The following is an 18869-nucleotide window of genomic DNA, read 5'->3' as shown; positions in this document are numbered from 1 at the left end:
AAAATCACTGCCAATATGACTGTTTACAAGCATATGATACAAAAATAAATACAGGCACAAAGATAAATCATTATTTCCAATTGTGCAATTTATAGTTATAACAATAAACCAAAACATTTGTAACCGTCGTTGCACTTTTGTGTAGAACACTTTTGTAAACCGATATCCAGGACCATAAAACAGGCTTAAAGTAGTGTTAACGATTTTATATAATAAATATCTGTTACATAATACATTAGGCTATTATTATTTGCATAGATTCAAGCATATTTCACATTTATATACGGAATAATAGGAGAAAATTAATGTATACAATTAATATATTTAGATAATGTGCTGGTTTTTGATCTTTTATCATATACATTTACAATAACAGTATTTAAACCTATTTTTATTGATTTATATTAGTAATGTATATTGTTACTTTTGTATCACGGATGACGTCTTTACAAAAGTGACATTTGTTCTGATTCGTCAGTACACAAGTGTATCCGATTACAAAAGTAACATTCATTTTAAATCACACTTTTGTAAACTAGCCTTCTTTAATTGAAAAGAGCTACTGCCAATATGTCCTATTTTGTATTCCTGGTCTTCTATTATCTGATATACTTTTGTATCCAAGACTCTAAAACCTGATTTTTCAGTGATATTTGTAAACAACTATACGGGCGGAAATAAATATTGAATTCTCAGAGGGGTAAAATATAGTCTTAATCATTGAAAAACAAAACGAACACCTACTTTTTTGTCGTTCTGCATTTAGACTGTTCTAGAAAAAGAAGAGTAAAAAAACGATTGAAAGAGCTCCAACCGGTAGTTTCATAAAAAAACTGCATATGTCGATAATTTAGATTTATCACACATGCAGTTTTCACTACTGATCCAATTTTTAATGAAGTATTTTATATAATAATTCTTTGAGTAAATCTGCATCCGATACAGAAGAATTGTCTACTCCTTTTGACCGCGCATCAGTTGTCCGGATATCACTGATCAGATTAAAAACTTTCATGGCCGGATAGTTTCTTAGTCCGGTCATATAATCTTTTACCTGAAAAGTTCCTCTTAAACCTAATGCCGTCATTAATCCAGTCTCCGACCTGTCCTTTGTATAATAGCAGATCAGCAGGTTTGAGAAATAATTAAAAATTACAGGAAGGGTCATCTGTATCGGGTTACTTTTCGGATTCTTTTCAAAATACTGAATGATCCGGTTTGCTTTTAATACATCCTTTACCGCAATGGCTTTTATCAATTCGAAGTTATTGTATTCTTTACTTATTCCGATATTCTGTTCTATCAATTCCGGTGTGACGCGTTTTGGGGCTTTTTCAGGCAAGATCAATGTCAACTTGTCCAATTCCTTACTAAGACGGCTTAAATCGTTTCCCAGGAAGTCTGAGAGCATCTGAGCGGCCTTTGGATCGATCCCGATAGAACGCTGTTGCATGAACGAAACGATAAACCCCGGCATTTTATAATCCGGAATCTTTTTCGATTCGAACAGAACGCCTGTTTTTTCAGTAGCTGCAGCCAAAGACTTCCTTCTATCCAGATTCTTATACTTGTAATTGACAACCAGCACTGTCGATTTAAGCGGATTCTTGACATAATTGGTCAACAATTCTATGTCACGGACCAGTTGGGCCTCACGTACCACGACCAGTTGATATTCAGACATCATTGGGAACCGCCAGGCTGCATTGATGATCATGGCTGCATCCGTATCTGCACCATACATGATCATCTGGTTAAAATCCCGTTCGGATTCTGACAGCACGTTCTCAATAAGCAGATCGGTTATCTTGTCCATGAAAAAGGGCTCTTCGCCCATTAAAATATAAACGGGTTGAAATTTCTTTGCTACGATATCCCGGCATATTTCCTCAAACGTATTTTCTTTTTTTGCCATAATATAGCTTTAATTATTACCAACTGAACCGGATATGGCGAACTGTTTTTTTATCGTCTATAATTTGACGAAGGGCTTCGATCCCCAGTTTTACATGCTCCGGAGCAAAGTTACGGGTAACCACCCGGTCACTCGCTTCTGTTTTAACTCCATCTTCTTCCAAAGGCTTATCCGAGATCATCAGCAAGGCTCCTGTTGGAATTTTATTGGCAAAGCCCGCAGTAAGCAACGTCGCGGTTTCCATATCGATACCGGTAGCATGAGTGCGTTTCAGATACTCCTTGAAAGATGTATCATACTCCCAAACACGGCGGTTCGTAGTATAAATCGTTCCGGTCCAATAATCTTTTCCCTGGTCACGAACGGCAGAAGAAATAGCGCGCAACATCGAAAATGCCGGGAGAGACGGAACTTCGGCAGGCAGATATTCGTTAGAAGTTCCTTCACCACGGATTGCAGCAATCGGCAAAACATAATCGCCCAGATTATTGGCTTTCTTTAATCCGCCGCATTTACCTAGAAACAGGACGGCGGTCGGACTGACAGCCGACAACAAATCCATGATCGTTGCAGCATTTGCACTTCCCATACCGAAGTTGATGATGGTGATGCCTTCTGCCGAAGCGTTCGGCATGGAACTTTTCAGTCCGAGTATCGGAACATTAAATTTTTCAGCAAACAGCTCGACGTATTTGGTAAAGTTCGTGAGTAATATATACTTATCAAAATCTTCCAACTTGCGATCGGTATAACGAGGCAGCCAATTTTCAACGATTTCTTGTTTTGTTTTCATAAATCATTACCTTTGAGGGTACAATTATAGTGTATAATATAAACGACAAATATAATAAATGCTGTCATTAAACTTACCAACATTCGCTGCGAAAGTAAAGGAAAAAGATGGGAAGCACATCATATTCGATCCGGTACGCCGCAAATTTGTTGCCCTGACTCCTGAAGAATGGGTTCGCCAACATTTTGTGAATTATCTGATCACGAATAAAGGATACCCTAAAGAACTTCTGGCAAATGAAGTTCCTTTAAAACTGAACGGCACCTCCAAACGATGCGACACGGTTGCGTATAACCGCTTTTTAACCCCTTTAATGATCGTAGAATATAAAGCTCCCCACATCGAGATCACAAGCTCGGTATTTGACCAGATAGTACGCTATAACATGGTATTACACGTTCGTTATCTCGCCGTCAGCAACGGCATCAGCCATTTCTGCTGCAAAATAGACTATGAAAATCTGACTTATTCTTTTTTGGAAGGAATCCCGGAATATAATGTGCTGGAGTAGATAAAACCGATAAGAAAAGACAACAACTTCGTTCTTATTTATCTGAAAACAGTACAGATAATAAGTATTAGATTTTTTACACAAAGCCTCTCCCCTTATCCTTCAACGCTTAGTTGCCGGATAAGGGTTCGTCAGCCCAACCGGTGACGGTTATTCCTTATCTGTGATTTATCCGGGATCGTATGATGCATGAAACCCTTCTTGGATTCAGTTATTCTATCCTGTTCCCCCGCAAAAACAGAATCAGAGATAACCGGAATTAATCGGGTTACATTATTTATAATAAAAGACTTGCTTACTTCTATGAAAAAAACAGGCAGACACATAAAAAACAACACTCCAAAGAGCATTGTCATCAAAAATTCAGAAGTATATATAGTAATAAACTGGTGTAGCATTTCCGCATATTCATAATTATACGGAACAAACATAGCAATATTTATTTAATAAACAAACATTTACAGAATAAATATTGCTATTTGGAGTATTTTTTATAAAACAGATGCTGTTCTGTTATAATAAATGGCAACAGAATCGACCCTCGGTGTATCGGATTTATGGATATACACAGAATTATCAATCACATGAATCGGCTGACTGATTTCTTCTTTTTCATTAAAAAGAAGAGAATAACCTAGTATAACTGCGAAAAAAGATAAAATCAACGGCTTCATAATCTTGCTCAATTTTTATGTCTCTATTAGCTAAGATGTAATAAGAACGAAAAATGCTGCATGATATTACATGAAAAGTACATTTTATGTATTTTTCTTTAGAAATTTACTTGAAATTCAGGATTTAAGAGCATATAATAAATTATACTTATATATCTTATACGGCTTTTTATAAATAAAACAGAAAAGAAAAAGGGAAGAAAAATTCAATTTTTCTTCCCTTTCGTTATTTGGATCTGAATATGGATCACTCCATTTTATGCACCGAAGTCATCGAAATGTAACATTTCACGAGGTACACCCAGATTGTCAAGCATATTTTCTACTGCTTTCGACATCGGGCCCGGACCACACATGTAATATTCGATATCTTCCGGAGCTTCGTGATCCTTCAGATAAGTATCGTAAATTACCTGGTGTACAAAACCCGGGGTATACTTCACGCCGGCTGCATCAGCTGCAGGATCCGGACGGTCAAGTGCCAGACGGAATTCAAAATTCGGGAATTCTTTTTCTATTGCGAGGAAGTCTTCCAGATAGAATACTTCATTCAATGCACGAGCACCATAGAAATAAGTCATCTTACGATCTGTTGTCTTCAATGTCTTAGTCATGTGCATGATCTGAGCACGCAACGGAGCCATACCGGCACCACCGCCGACCCACATCATTTCTCTCTTAGAGTCGAAGATCGGATGGAAATCACCGTAAGGACCGCTCATGATTACCTTATCACCCGGTTTCAGGGTAAAGATATAAGAAGAAGCGATACCCGGCATCACATCCTGGAATCCCGGACCCTGTTCTTTCGGTTTGAAAGGAGGAGTTGCGATACGTACAGTCAACATGATACGGTCTCCTTCTGCAGGATAGTTGGCCATTGAGTAAGCACGGATAGTCGGTTCAGTGTTCTGACATTTCAGACTGAACAAACCGAAGTTCTTCCATGCCGGCAGATAACCTTCACCGATCAGGTCTTTATCGATATCCTTGTCATAATCCATAGTGTATGCAGGGATCTTGATCTGTGCATAAGAACCCGGAACGAAGTCCATGTGTTCACCCTTAGGCAGCGCAACGATAAATTCTTTGATAAAGGTAGCCACGTTCTTGTTGCTGATCACTTCGCATTCCCATTCTTTTACACCGAACACTTCATCAGGAACTTTGATCTTGATATCTTCTTTTATCTTGGTCTGGCAACCCAGTCTCCAATGATCTTTAATTTGTTTACGAGAGAAGAAACCAACTTCCGTAGGAAGAATGTTTCCGCCACCTTCCGGCACCTGACAACGGCACTGTCCACAGCTACCGCTACCACCACAAGCAGACGACAGGAAAATACCTTCACTCTGAAGCGTATTCAATACTGTTCCACCAATGGGAACATCGTATTCCTTTTCTCCGTTAACAACCATCCTCACATTGCCCGATGGTATTAATTTTGCTTTCGCAAATAAAAGCGCACCTACAAGGATCAGTGTAATCACAAGGAAAACGACTGCTCCGACTGCAATGGTAAGTCCGCCCGACATTAATATAATCATCTTTATTCTTGTTTAATGCGTTAATACTTAGATCTTAAGTCCTGAGAAGCACATAAATGCCATACCCATCAGACCGGTAATGATAAAGGTAATACCCAGACCTTTCAAAGGCTTCGGTATATCCGAATAAGCCAGTTTTTCACGGATAGCAGCCATACCAACGATAGCCAGCATCCAACCGATACCAGAACCTAAGCCGTATACAGTAGCAACTCCTACATTAGGAAATGCCTTTTGTTGCATAAACAGAGAACCACCCAGGATCGCACAGTTCACAGCGATAAGCGGCAAAAAGATACCCAGAGATGCATACAGTGCCGGAGCAAATTTTTCTACGATCATTTCAACCAACTGCGTAAATGAAGCAATGATGGCGATGAAGATGATCAGAGAAAGGAAACTCAGGTTTACACCTGCATATTCAGCGCCTAACCAGCTCATGGCGCCTTCTTTCAATATATAATTTTCGAGCATATAGTTGATCGGCAACGTACATACCAGGATGAACGTTACAGCCATACCCAATCCTAAAGCAGTCTTTACGTTCTTGGAAACAGCCAGGAAAGAACACATACCCAGATAGTATGCGAAAATCATGTTGTCTACGAAGATCGAGCGGACAAACGTGCTTAAATATTCTTCCATTCTATTATTCGTTTAATAGTTTGTATTAATTTTCTTGAAGCTCTTTGTTCTTAGAACGGTGAACCCATATAATCACGGCAATCACGATCAATGCCATCGGAGGCAGAATCATCAAACCGTTGTTTACATAGCCGAAGTCGTAGAATGCCTGCGGAATCACCTGGAATCCAAGTAATGTGCCAGAACCCAGCAATTCACGGAAGAAACCTACGATCACCAGAATCAAACCATATCCCAGACCATTACCGATACCGTCCAGGAAAGATTCCCACGGACCGTTACCCAGAGCGAACGCCTCCAGACGTCCCATCAGGATACAGTTGGTAATGATCAGACCAACGAACACAGAAAGCTGCTTATTTACGTCATAGGCAAATGCTTTCAATACTTCACTTACAATAGTTACCAATGCGGCAACAACTACCAACTGTACGATAATACGGATACGGTTAGGAATTGTATTACGCAGTAACGAAATAATCACGTTAGCAAAAGCCACAACAGCCGTTACGGAAATTCCCATTACGATAGACGGCTCAAGCTTGGATGTTACAGCCAGTGCAGAGCAAATACCCAACATCTGTACGATGACAGGGTTGTTTGTACTCAACGGGCCTAACAGTACTTCTTTATTTTTACTTGACATTAATCCCATCTCTTACTGATTTTGTGAGGTTAAAAACTTAACATAACCGTTCAGGCTATTAAATAACATGTGATCTACCCCCTGGCTGGTAATTGTACCACCGGAAATACCGTCTACATAATCCTGACCGGCAACACTCTTACCCGGCTTAACAATCGCTACGGATTTGAATTCGCCGTTTACAAACAATTTCTTACCCTTAAATTCATTACTGAAAGCAGGTTTTGCAATTTCAGCACCCAGACCCGGAGTTTCACCGGCATGGCTGAAGTCTGCACCAAAAATTGTATTTTTGTCATCATCAACGGAAAGATATCCCCACAGAGGTCCCCACAAACCAGCACCTGACAAAGCCATGATGTATTTGTTTTTACCATCTACACTGGCTACGAATACCGGATGTTGTTCAGGTGTTGCAGTAAATGCGTCACCTTCTACCTTTTCTCCATTTTCATTCACAAGGAAAGATTCTTTGATCAATTCGTTGTATTTTGCTTCAGCTTCATTAGCTTGAACAGCAACGTTGATTGAACGTAGGATCTGTTGTCTCTTGTCGTTATCTTCATTCTTTTTCTGGAAACTTCTCAGCGACTGCGAAGTGAAAGCTAACACAACAGCAACCAGAAGAACCATTACAGAAGCGTATACTACGGTATATACATTACTATCTCTATTCATAATTCTACTTCTTATTATAATGTTACTTCACTGCTCTTTTCAAACGACGTGTGATGTTGCTTTCTACCACATAGTAGTCGATCAGCGGAGCAAATACATTCATTAACAGGATAGCAAGCATCATACCTTCAGGATAACCCGGGTTCAATGCACGGATAATGATAGCCATTGCTCCTACCAGGAAGCCATAGATATATTTACCTGTTTCAGTACGTGCAGATGTCACAGGGTCGGTTGCCATAAATACGGCACCAAAAGCAAAACCACCCAGGAACAAATGATCGATCGGAGATACACACATAGCCACCGTTGTGCCGATCATATTGAAGATAGCTGCCATTAAAGCACCACCTACAAATACAGACAGCATGGTCTTCCAGCTTGCGATCTGAGTATACAGAAGGATAACAGCACCGATCAGGATAGCCAATACGGATGTTTCACCGATTGAACCCGGAATCAATCCCAGGAACATATCCCAGGTAGTCATCGGGTTACCCAGAACGTCGACTGTCTGGAATGAACCGATCATATCTTTACCGGCAATAGCAACCTGTCCCAGCGGAGTAGCTCCGGAGAAACCATCTACTACTGTTCCTGCACCCAGTCCGAATGTATCGGCTGTGCGAACGAATACCTGATCGCCAGACATGGCAGCCGGATAAGCAAAGAACAGGAATGCACGTGTTACCAATGCTACGTTAAATACGTTATAACCTGTACCACCGAATACTTCCTTGGCAAAAACGACTGCAAAAGCAGTAGCTACAGCGATCATCCACAGCGGAGTATCGATAGGAACGATCATCGGGATCAATATACCGGAAACCAGGAAACCTTCCTGAATTTCTTCTTTCTTCACCTGGGCAACAGCAAATTCGATACCCAGACCTACTACATACGAAACAATAATTTTAGGCAGTACAGCCAGGAAACCGAAGATGAAGGTCATCAAAAATCCGGGATCAGCACCAACAGCCAGATTGTGTTGATAGCCGACATTGTACATACCAAAAAGCAAAGCAGGCAACAAAGCGATAATAACCACTGTCATGGTACGCTTAGAATCGATATAGTCGTGAATATGCACGCCTGATTTCGAAGTGGTGCTCGGAACAAATAAGAATGTTTCAACACCTTCGAATACAGAACGGAACATCGCCAGCTTTCCGCCTTCCTCAAAGTTAGGCTTAATCTTGTCGAGGTAATTCCTTAACGCTTTCAATGTATTCTAATTTTTTATGTTATTAATTCATTTCCTTGTATAACAGATCCAATCCCTGACGTACGATCTTTTGGATCTCGATCTTGGAAGTGTCAACAAATTCGCAAAGTGCAAAATCTTCCGGAGCAACTTCATAGATACCCAGATTTTCCATTTTATCGATATCGAAAGCGATAATGGCTTTCAGCAGGTATTCGGGATAGATGCTCATCGGGAATACTTTTTCGTATTCGTTCGACATGATCATGGCACGTTTACCTCCTTTGATACGTGCATCGATTACATATTCTTTGCTCTTCGGAGCCAACCAGGTAAAGAAAGAGTGGCTTACGCTGTATTTTCCGAATCCCGGAGTCGCCCAGCCGAAGAAATCATACGTTTTGTCTCCTTCCGGAATCACAGTGATCTGATTGTCATAAGCACCCAGATAATCATCTTTACGAACTTTCGTTCCGGTCAGTACATTGCCGCTGATGATACGAAGATCTTCCTTGCCTTCCAGTATCTTTCCGGCAACCAAGCTGTTGATCGTACAACCTGAAATTGTTTTGATATATCCTCTTTCTGTTGTTTCTGAACCCGTGATGGCTACCAGGCGACTGAAATCAGCGACACCTTTATTGAACAGACGACCGATAACGATCACGTCTGCCGGATTTACCACCCAAACAACTTCCAGTTTGTTAACCGGTTTGATATGGTTGATCTGCACACCCACATTACCTGCAGGATGCGGTCCTTCAAACTCAACGGTTTCAACTCCCTTCACATTCACGGAAGAACCTTTTCTGACGCCGACATAAACTTTACCTTTCGTAAGTTTTGCCAGTGCATCCAACCCGGTCTGGAAATCAGCTTCCTGTCCTTTCAGGATGAAATCGAAATTCGGAGCTAACGGTGCAGAATAGAATGCTGACACAAAAATGTCACGCGGTTCATCTGTCGGCGTTGCTACGATGTCGTACGGACGCTGTTTGATAAAAGGCCACATACCACCATTGAGCAGGGCTTCCTTTATCTCTTCACTCTTCAGCGAAGACACATTTTTCTTACCGAAATCCTCATACTCGATCTGCGTGTCCGGCTTAACAACGATGCTAAGCACTTTACGCTTCTCTCCTCGGTTTACGGCAGTTACTTCACCGCTAACGGGTGAAACGAACTTGATCTCCGGGCGGTTCTTATCGATCATCAATACAGAACCGGCTTTGACTTTTTCTCCTACTTTGGCAACAACTTTGGGGGTAATACCGTTATAATAATCGGGGACGATAGCATAACTGTCGCTTTTCCCGGTGTTTAACAGTACGTCCGAAGCTTTACCCTTCAGATTAATGTCTAAACCCTTTTTAATCTTAATCACATTTGCCATGATACAACTAAAATTGTTTATATGTAATTTTCCCGCAAAAGTACATAAATTTTTATGCTTTAAAGCAGGATTAAAGAAATAATTAGAGAAATAATTCCATAATTTTGTACCGTCAAAGAAAGATACATGAAAATGAGAGTACATTGTTTACTATTTTTGTTGTTTTGTGCCGCTATAATGCCGGCCAATGCTCAGCAAACGTACTTTACCGACGTTAACAGCAAGCTGATAAAAACCCTTCAGGTGAAGGTGGCCGGAGAGTTTATTTCCGAGCCTTATATCGAGTTGAACGGCGATCAACAGATCCAGATCAACTTCGATGCGTTGGAACAAGGCGGCGTCCGCTATTCTTATTCCATCATCCATTGTGATGCAAACTGGCAGAAGTCTATCCTCTCTCCCATTCAATATATGAGTGGTTTTCAAGGATTAACGATAGATGACTTCGCGAATTCCATTAACACCACAACACAGTACACAAACTACAATCTGCTGTTGCCGAATGAAGACATACAATTCAAAGTTTCGGGAAATTATGCCGTACAGATTTATAATGAAGACATTCCTGACCAGATAGTTCTTACCGCCTGCTTCTCTGTTGTGGAGCCGATGGTCGGCATTTCTGCTTCCGTTAGCGGAAATACGGACATCGATACAAACCAGACTCACCAGCAGGTTAGTTTCACGATCAATAATAAAAACTTTCCGATACCTTATCCGCAAACAGACCTGAAAATACATGTCTATCAGGATAACCGACGCGATAATGCCGTATCAGGACTTCAACCGACAACCATTCTTGAGAATCAGATCGGCTACACAAACAACCGTAGTCTGATCTTCTCGGCCGGAAATGAATACCGCCGTATGGAATTCCTGAGTACCAAATATAATGGAATGCACATAGAAAATATTTCGTACCACAATCCTTATTATAATGTGGAACTAATGACCGACCATAAACGCAGCGACCAGACCTATCAGTACGATCAGGATCAGGACGGCCGTTTCTTTATTCGTTGCAGCAGCTGCAACGATCCGGATACGGAGGCGGATTACTGCATTGTTCATTTCGCTTTGGCCTGCGACCCGTTACTTGACGGCAATGTTTATCTGAACGGCGAACTCTTCCACAATGTACTCGATGAAAAGAGCAAGATGGGTTACAATTTTGAAACTCACCAGTATGAAAAAGCAGTGCTTTTAAAACAAGGAAGTTATAATTATCAATATCTGTTTGTACCCAACGGTAACACGGTCGGAGAAACTGGTCCGATAGAAGGCAATTATTATCAGGCAGAAAACGAATATACCATTTACGTCTATTACCGCCCGATGGGCATACAATACGACCGATTAATCGGAGTCACAAGCGTTAAGAACGCAATGCAGGTATTTTAACCTGCATTGCGTTTTATAGATTCTTCTTCCGTTCATAATTTATCCCAGCTTTCCTTGCCTGTGAGTGTTGAAACTGACGGGCAATTTTATATTCGCAACCTTCTTTCAGCAGATAAGAACCGGTTTGCTTAAACCAGAAACCGACATCCGCCTCCATGCATTGCCGACGGATATCCAGCACCCAGTCATAATTGCATCTACGGGCCTCCTTGCCGGATTCCCCTCCGGCTACCACCTGTTCCACCCAATCGCCCAGTTCACCTCTGAAGTCTATCGGTCCGAGAAGCGGTTCGCAAATAATAATTTTATGCTTTATCGGAGCAGCTTTATAGATAGGCAGGCGATAATCTATCCGGTCCTGATTTTCCATTGTGCAACAGATGGTTACATGATCATATCCATCTCCCCAGTCAGCCGGAAGACATTCATGCAACCGGTCGATCCGTTTGGTAATGAACAGAAAATCAAGATCCTGCCGCGTCCGTATCATTTTCCATGCTTCGGCACGCCATTCATCCGCATCTTCAACCAGGAAGTCGGAAGTAAAGCAGGTATAAACAAGGTTTCCCGAAGGTATTTTATAAGTCTTATTCTTTTTCAGCTGCAAAGGCAGATCAAACTTTTCCGTTTTTGCAACAACAGAACTGTCTTTGCCATATTTACCGTCCGTACGATAAACATAGCAATGCCGGCATCCCTCACTTAACTTATGACAGCCATGCCAGGGATTCCATATAGATGCTTTTTGCCCCATTCTATTCTTTTTATAGCGGTAGAACTTCAGTAAAATCAGCACGAAAGTACAATAATTTTATTCCTTTTACCTACAGGAAAGAAATAATCCGGTGAACTTCTGATATATCTCTCCCTTCTTTCCTTGTTTTTCCTCCTATCTTTCAATATATTTGTTCCTTTACTCTTGTATTTTCGACCTGGGTGACAAACGTTTTCGACCTAGGTACTAAACGTTTTTGACCAAGGTAGTAAACGTTTGCGACCTGGGTCAAAAATATAGAAGATACGGACGTTTGAATTTGAAAGTAGTAACCTTATAATTAAAAAACACTGGTATTATGACTGCACAGTACGGACTTTTCAAAAATCCTCCGCATAAAGGAGAGAAAGAAAGTGATATTCTTCATGCCCGCATCATTCCGGGAAGAACGATACGGATCGACCGGATTACACGAGAGATATCCGAATGCACATCTTTTAGCCCGGGAGATGTGAAAGGACTATTGCAGGCTTTTGCAGATGTGCTCGTATCATATTTGGAAGACGGCGATGAAGTCGAACTGGAAGGTCTCGGGCATTTTTCCATCTCACTGAAATGTCCTAAAATAACAAATCCCCGGCAAGTGCGTGCCGAAGACATCAGTTTCAAGTCGGTAAACTTCCGTTGTTCGAAAGAAATAACAGACCGCCTTTGCTGTATGAAAGTGGAAAGAAAGCCGGGATCATCGAAACCTGTAAAATACAGCAGTAAGGAACGAAAGGCAAGGATCATGCAATACCTTGAAAAACAAGAAACTATTATGAGCTCCGATTGTATGGGGATAAACGAGTGTACGCGTTATCTGGCATTGAAGGATATCAAGGAACTTCTCGCAGAAAAGAAAATAACCCAACAGGGATACCGGAAAGTCGTCGTCTATACTCTGTCAAAAGCCGGACAGGTTTAATTTTCCGGAGAAGACTCCGCCACCCGGATGGATATAAAACAACAGTGGCCGCCAAAATCACTTTTGGACGGCCACTTTCATTGTTTACCAAACGCCTACTTATTAAAACCACCAATAATAAGTTTCCAAATCTTCTTCGTCTTTCCATCGGCTGCAACAACTTCATATTGCATATCACTTTTGGAGAAATCCCCTATTTTACCTAATACAGGAGTATCGCCGACAGGTGTAATTGTAGCCGCAGTAGAGATCGTGCAATATGCATTCAGATTGCTCAATGCTACTTTATCGCGTACTTCCCGGGTAAAAGCTCCGTTCACAGCCGGTACCGTAATAGTACAGGTAACAGTCATATTGTCTACGTCGATCTTTACATCCGTATCCATTTTCTGGACTCTCAGTTTCTCACTTTCGCCCTCTTTGATCATCCAGCGATATTCAAAAGTAAACGCTTTAACGTCAGCATCTTCATAGCTGGGCAGATCTTCCAAACCTGATGTCAGGCAGGAAGAGAATGACAAGCAAACGAAGAACAGCAATATATATTTCAGATATTTCATATTCATTCTATTTATAGTTATTGTTCATACTATTTTGTTGTTACCACCCGGGATTCTGGTCGTTAGCCAGATTCGGATTCTCATTGCGTTCACTTCTCGGAACAGGAAGCAGATATCGGCGCTTAGTAAAGACACGCGCATTGGCAGCTTCAACAGCCTGGACAGTTCCAATGGAGAAAGACCTACCGTCTTCAGAAATCGTAATAGCGGTCGGAGTTGAATTTAATTCGGGGATCACATCGAGTCCCTCTTCTTTTCCCCAGCGAAGTAGAGACCAGTAACGATCGTTTTCCTGTACCAGTTCGACACGGCGTTCTATCTTGTAATATTTCCAGGTATCTTCCAGGCTGGTGCCTGCCGGTAATTCAGGTAAGCCACCGTGAACACTTCTCGTCTTGTTTATATATTCGATCGCCGTATTCTTGTCACCTAAACGAAGCATAGCTTCTGCATAATTCAGGTAAGAACGCCCCAGGCGGAGTACTACATAATGATAGTCGGTCGGGTCGGAATACCATACCCATTTACTTTCATAAACGTTTTTGCGATAGATATATCCGCTCTTCGATACATGGCGTGTCTGTTCCTTATTAGACAGATAATGAATATTTCCTTTCAGGCGGGTAGAAACAATCGAAGTGAAATAATGACAGGAATCATAGACGATAGTCGCATCGAAACGTTTGTCACGATGTCCGTAAAGGGCATCACGCACCCACAGTTTTCCTTGTTTGAAATCTTCCGTATAATAAGATGCTTCATCCCAACGTTTGGCTTTTCCATCCTTGTCGATCACCAGGAAGGCATCGGTCACTTCCTGGGAAGGAGTCCGTTCCATCCAACCTTCCATATTGGCATCCAACGGCCATTTTTCCCATACACCGTCGATCGCCTTATCCATATTCATATTAGGAACCAATTCCTGCATCCAGGTACCCTGAAATGTTGTATTCTCGGAAATCTTATATACTCCGAGAATTATTTCGCTGGAATTTGTTCCGACCGAATAGTCGTTAAACAACCCCTTAAAGTCAGAATCGAGCGAATACTTATTCAAATTGAACAATTCTTCGCTTGCCTGTTTGGCTTGTGTATAGTAATCTTTCTTTTCTGAGGCATTATCCATATAAGCAGCTCCTTGCAGACAGACTTCAGCTTTCAGCGCATAAGCCGCTCCACGGCTGATACGTCCGGATTTCACATCTACAGGAAGGCGTTTGGCCGCTTCATCCAGGTCTTTGAGAATGAAATCGTAGGTTTCCTTGATAGTTTTAGTTCTCGATAACTCCATATCATCATCGGGCGTCAGCACCTTATCCACGATCATCAACCGGCCAAATTTACGGGCCATATTGAAATAAACCGAGGCGCGGAGGAAATACCCTTCTCCCATCAACAGGTCCTGATCAGCCTGTGTGAAGTTGGTAGCGGCTGCCACTTTTTCAAGGATAATGTTACAACGGCGGATATCGCCATATTTATACCAGCCGTAATCATTGTCTTCGGTTATCTGTTCCCGAATCAGGGCATCCGCTTTCTCTGCATTGATGACCGTATTATCGCTCCAGTCATCGTTCCCCACCAGAAAATCATTGATAATATAATAAGTCCCGTTGACAAATAGCTGTGCCGACGCAGGTTCGCTCCAAACAGTTTCTTCAGGAAACTTATCCAAAGGGAGATTATCCAGATAGTCATTACAGGAAGTCATTCCTGTCAATGCCGTAATGCAGATGAATAATTTATAAATTTTATCTCGTTTCATATTTCTGTACTTTTTAGAATCCGACATTTAATACAATAGAATAAGTCTTTTGTGTCGGGTATGCATACCCGTTATTAGCATTCAGTTCCGGGTCATAGAAGTCTTTCACATCTGAGATGGTGAATATATTCGTTCCCAATAAAGACAGCCGCAAAGAAGATATCAGCTTATAATCTTTCAAGATAACCTTTTTGAAGTCGTATCCGACCTGCAAGCTTTTCAGGCGGAAATAAGCCGCATTATGGTACCAGAAGTCAGAACTTACTCCATAATTGTTATTTCCGTTCAGACCTGTCATAGTTGACAAACGCGGAAACATTGCATCTGTATTATCGGGACGCCAGTAATCGAGCTGGAATTTATACGTTAAAGCCTCCGCATAGGTTCCCCTCATAAATTCATCCAGAGCACGGTAACGTTCTCCTGTTCCCTGGAATAAACCGTTGACAAAGAAACCTTTATAATCCAGACTAAAATCAATACCGTAGCTTACTGCCGGGAAGGTCGGCTTACCGATACGTACCTGATCTTCACCATCTATTTTACCGTCACCATTGATATCCTGATAAGCTATATCTCCAGGTTTCAGTTCGTTGGAGGCTTCACGACGAGGGCTGTTCAGGATTTGTTCTCCGCTCTGATACAATCCGTTACTCTGATAAGCCGTACCATAAAAGTTCTTTATATGAGTCACACGCTTTTTAGGGTTCATCAGACTGGATAAAGACTCGTCTTCTTTCTTTTCCCATAACTCATTGTAACCGGTGACATTGAAGCCGACTTCATAATGGAAATCATTATAGGAATCTTTCCAGCGCAAATTCAACTCAAAACCGGCACGGCGATGCACGCTTTCCGATTTTACCTGCGGCAAGTCTTTACCCAGAGGTGTTGTATATCTGTTCTGAGGAGAGATCAGATATCCCTTGGTACGATAGTAGAAATAGTCGAATGAAGCCGACAGCCGATTCTGCAAGGTAGACAAGTCGACACCAATATCCCACACATCTTTAGTATACCAACTTAAATCGTTTGAAACCAACGGTCCTTCCGAGAAACTGGAGACAAACTTACCATCGACAACATATCCTTTTGAGTTAAAACTATAAGCAGGAACATACCTGAAACGCATGTTCCGGTAATCGTCACCGGACAATCCTTCCAGTCCTTCCAAACCTACCTGACCAAAAGAAGCCCTGATCTTAAAGAAATTAAGTATATTCCTCTCATTCAGTTCCTTCATAAACCCTTCTTCTGAAACAACCCAGGCCAATGCGGCTGACGGGAAAAATCCGTAACGGGAACCTTTGGCGAAATTGTCGGAACCGTCTACACGGAAATTACCTTCAAACAGGTATTTACCCGCATAATCATATTTCACACGGCCAACATAACCGACACGGGCACTCTTTTCTGCAAAGCCTGAGTTTTGCTGGGTAGAGGCATCACCGGCGAATAACTGGTCAAAGTCAGAAGAAATAAAGCCTTCACGGTATCCCCAGAAGTTCTCATCGAATGTTTGCTGGAAAGAATAAACACCCTGTACCTCAAAGTTATGTTTACCGAATGTTTTACCGTATTGCACATTCACATCAAACGAGTTACGCCATCCCCATGAATTAGACATCTGAAGCGAGCGGAAATCTTTAGGGACCAGCGTTCCGTCACTGGTATATTGGGGTGCATTGGCATTGAACGATTTCGAGTTATAATCCGATATACGGAAGTTACCAATGAATCCGGCCTTTAATCCTTTTACGAACGGAACCGCCCAATTGGCATAAACTTGTACGTTTGCATATTTATCATCATTATTATTGTAACCCGAACGTTTATCGAGGTAAGCCAGCGGATGTAATGACAAAGCACTTAAAGTACCATCAGGATTGTAAGCCTCAATAGTCGGTTTTGCCGCATTGATATCACGCCATACAGCATAACTTCCTTTGATGGTCGGATGCTTTCTTTCCCAGGCACCATCGATATTCACTCCAACCTCCAACCCGATCGGATCGAATGTCGTCGATACGTTACTGCGCAGATTATAGCGGGTATAAGTATCATTATGACTTTCTCTGAACAAGGAACCCTGATCCAGGATACCCATAGCCGTATAATAGTTGACGCCATTCTTCACTCCAGAGAAGGATAAGGTATGACGTTGCTGGATCGCATTGTTTTTCAATGCCAGTTTTTGCCAATCGGTATCCGGTAGGGTCGCAATAACATCTGCCGGATATACCGGATCAATGCCATCGTAAGCCGCAGCCTGGTTGGTAGCCCCTGTATATTCCGCTGTATTTACCCTCGACGGCAAAACGGTAGGTGAACTGAAGTCTATACCTCCCGTATATTCGATCTTAGTTTGTCCTTCTTTACCTCTTTTAGTTTGTACCATGATGATACCATTACCGGCACGGGCCCCATATACAGCTGTTGCACTAGCATCTTTCAATATACTGATCTTTTCAATATCAGAAGAGTTTAAACTGTTAAAATCCTGTGCTTCACGTATTACACCGTCAATAACATAGAGAGGCGTGCCACCGCCACGGATAGAAATAGTCGGAGTAGATCCGGGTTCGGCTCCTCCCTGCTGAACGATCACACCAGGCGTACGCCCCTGCAATGCTGAAGCTGTATTAGTGAAAGGTAACTGGTCGATTTTATCTGTCTTCATAGCTGTAACAGCTCCTACCATTTTGCGGGTAGAGGTCGTACCATAACCAACGACAATCACTTCATCCAATGCCTGTGAGTCTTCTTTCAATTTCAGTTTGACCGGTGCTTCTCCTACAGTGACTATTTGGGTTTTATAGCCTATGTAGGAAATTTCCAATTGACTGCCCACAGGGGCATTAATAGTAAATTTACCATCGGCATCGGTTATTGTCCCAACTGTAGAATCTTTGATCTTCACATTCACTCCGATAAGAGGTTCACCCACATCATCTGTAATCGTACCTGTTACAAGATGTTCTTTTTGTTGGGTGATAGTTACAGCTGCATTGTCATTGGCTTCAGCCATGATGAATTGCGGCGACATACATAATAGCAGGGCACTGACTCCTCCTACTTTCAGATAATTCATTTCATGAGGCTTTATCAGACCCCGAAATAGGTTAATTCTGTTTGTCATACTTTTAATTTTTCTGTTAAACACCGTAAAACTCATCTCTATTCACTTAGAATAAGGTTACATTCACTCTTTGTTTTTTGTTCTTTCTCCATGATTTTTCTTGCGTATTAACGTGATTAATAATATTTTGTAAACTCTCACCAATGCTTTTTGAACATTGTGTATAAAATCAGAATGACTAGAAAAAACGATCGTTTTTTCTAGTCATTCTGGCCTTATAAGATGTTTTTAGATATATTCAACCTTAAAGTATGAAATATAAGCCCTAAATAATATTCATAAAATTTGTTTATATAAGAAAAATAGTCTAGTTTTG

Annotated in this window: 15 protein-coding genes; 3 read left to right on the top strand and 12 right to left on the bottom strand. The window is 41.5% G+C overall.

The window, feature by feature from the left end; genetic code table 11:
* Positions 1-892: 892 nt before the first annotated feature.
* Complete coding sequence (holA, locus tag DWW23_RS08130) at positions 893-1915, bottom strand: DNA polymerase III subunit delta (RefSeq protein ID WP_122352778.1); 1023 nt, start codon at positions 1913-1915, stop codon at positions 893-895.
* Between the two features lie 16 nt (positions 1916-1931).
* Positions 1932-2708 (bottom strand): AMP nucleosidase, encoded by a 777-nt coding sequence (locus DWW23_RS08125; RefSeq protein ID WP_122352777.1) that lies wholly within the window; start codon positions 2706-2708, stop codon positions 1932-1934.
* A gap of 58 nt (positions 2709-2766) precedes the next feature.
* On the opposite strand from DWW23_RS08125, the gene DWW23_RS08120 reads away from it, so the two are divergent.
* Entirely contained in the window at positions 2767-3219 is a 453-nt protein-coding gene (locus DWW23_RS08120; protein WP_122352776.1) for a type I restriction enzyme HsdR N-terminal domain-containing protein, read from the top strand.
* A gap of 931 nt (positions 3220-4150) precedes the next feature.
* On the opposite strand, the gene nqrF is transcribed toward DWW23_RS08120, so the two are convergent.
* From nqrF to DWW23_RS08080, 6 genes are read right to left on the bottom strand one after another with little or no spacing between them, the layout of a single operon-like run.
* The gene (nqrF, locus tag DWW23_RS08105; protein WP_122352773.1) at positions 4151-5440 is read right to left on the bottom strand and encodes an NADH:ubiquinone reductase (Na(+)-transporting) subunit F; all 1290 of its coding nucleotides are present in this window, start codon (positions 5438-5440) and stop codon (positions 4151-4153) included.
* Positions 5441-5467: 27 nt separating this feature from the next.
* Positions 5468-6085: an NADH:ubiquinone reductase (Na(+)-transporting) subunit E gene (gene nqrE, locus DWW23_RS08100; protein ID WP_122352772.1), complete on the bottom strand. Its 618-nt coding sequence runs from the start codon at positions 6083-6085 to the stop codon at positions 5468-5470.
* A gap of 25 nt (positions 6086-6110) precedes the next feature.
* Positions 6111-6740 carry an NADH:ubiquinone reductase (Na(+)-transporting) subunit D gene (locus tag DWW23_RS08095; RefSeq protein ID WP_122352771.1) on the bottom strand — a complete coding sequence of 210 codons (630 nt, stop codon included), beginning with the start codon at positions 6738-6740 and terminating at the stop codon, positions 6111-6113.
* 3 nt (positions 6741-6743) lie between these two features.
* Entirely contained in the window at positions 6744-7409 is a 666-nt protein-coding gene (nqrC, locus tag DWW23_RS08090) for an NADH:ubiquinone reductase (Na(+)-transporting) subunit C (protein WP_122352770.1), read from the bottom strand.
* 22 nt (positions 7410-7431) lie between these two features.
* Positions 7432-8634 (bottom strand): NADH:ubiquinone reductase (Na(+)-transporting) subunit B, encoded by a 1203-nt coding sequence (locus DWW23_RS08085; protein ID WP_122352769.1) that lies wholly within the window; start codon positions 8632-8634, stop codon positions 7432-7434.
* Positions 8635-8656: 22 nt separating this feature from the next.
* Positions 8657-10006: a Na(+)-translocating NADH-quinone reductase subunit A gene (locus tag DWW23_RS08080; protein ID WP_122352768.1), complete on the bottom strand. Its 1350-nt coding sequence runs from the start codon at positions 10004-10006 to the stop codon at positions 8657-8659.
* Between the two features lie 132 nt (positions 10007-10138).
* Here DWW23_RS08080 and DWW23_RS08075 point away from each other — a divergent pair, with 132 nt between their 5' ends.
* On the top strand, positions 10139-11407 hold the full coding sequence (locus DWW23_RS08075; protein WP_122352866.1) for a DUF5103 domain-containing protein: 1269 nt from the start codon (positions 10139-10141) through the stop codon (positions 11405-11407).
* A gap of 13 nt (positions 11408-11420) precedes the next feature.
* Here DWW23_RS08075 and DWW23_RS08070 read toward each other — a convergent pair whose 3' ends face one another.
* The gene (locus DWW23_RS08070) at positions 11421-12161 is read right to left on the bottom strand and encodes a DUF5131 family protein (protein ID WP_122352767.1); all 741 of its coding nucleotides are present in this window, start codon (positions 12159-12161) and stop codon (positions 11421-11423) included.
* 319 nt (positions 12162-12480) lie between these two features.
* Here DWW23_RS08070 and DWW23_RS08065 point away from each other — a divergent pair, with 319 nt between their 5' ends.
* Positions 12481-13089 carry an HU family DNA-binding protein gene (locus DWW23_RS08065; protein WP_122352766.1) on the top strand — a complete coding sequence of 203 codons (609 nt, stop codon included), beginning with the start codon at positions 12481-12483 and terminating at the stop codon, positions 13087-13089.
* Between the two features lie 95 nt (positions 13090-13184).
* On the opposite strand, the gene DWW23_RS08060 is transcribed toward DWW23_RS08065, so the two are convergent.
* The 3 genes from DWW23_RS08060 to DWW23_RS08050 are packed head-to-tail and all read right to left on the bottom strand — an operon-like array spanning position 13185 to position 18553.
* The gene (locus tag DWW23_RS08060; protein ID WP_122352865.1) at positions 13185-13649 is read right to left on the bottom strand and encodes a hypothetical protein; all 465 of its coding nucleotides are present in this window, start codon (positions 13647-13649) and stop codon (positions 13185-13187) included.
* Between the two features lie 40 nt (positions 13650-13689).
* On the bottom strand, positions 13690-15414 hold the full coding sequence (locus tag DWW23_RS08055; protein ID WP_122352765.1) for a RagB/SusD family nutrient uptake outer membrane protein: 1725 nt from the start codon (positions 15412-15414) through the stop codon (positions 13690-13692).
* Between the two features lie 13 nt (positions 15415-15427).
* On the bottom strand, positions 15428-18553 hold the full coding sequence (locus tag DWW23_RS08050) for a TonB-dependent receptor (protein WP_122352864.1): 3126 nt from the start codon (positions 18551-18553) through the stop codon (positions 15428-15430).
* Between the last annotated feature and the right edge of the window lie 316 nt (positions 18554-18869).

Origin of the sequence: Parabacteroides sp. AF14-59, assembly GCF_003479515.1 — a bacterium.
GTDB classification, from domain to species: Bacteria; Bacteroidota; Bacteroidia; order Bacteroidales; family Tannerellaceae; genus Parabacteroides; species Parabacteroides faecis.
Note: the sequence above shows the minus strand (reverse complement) of the source record. Positions and strands in the feature narration are given on the sequence as shown.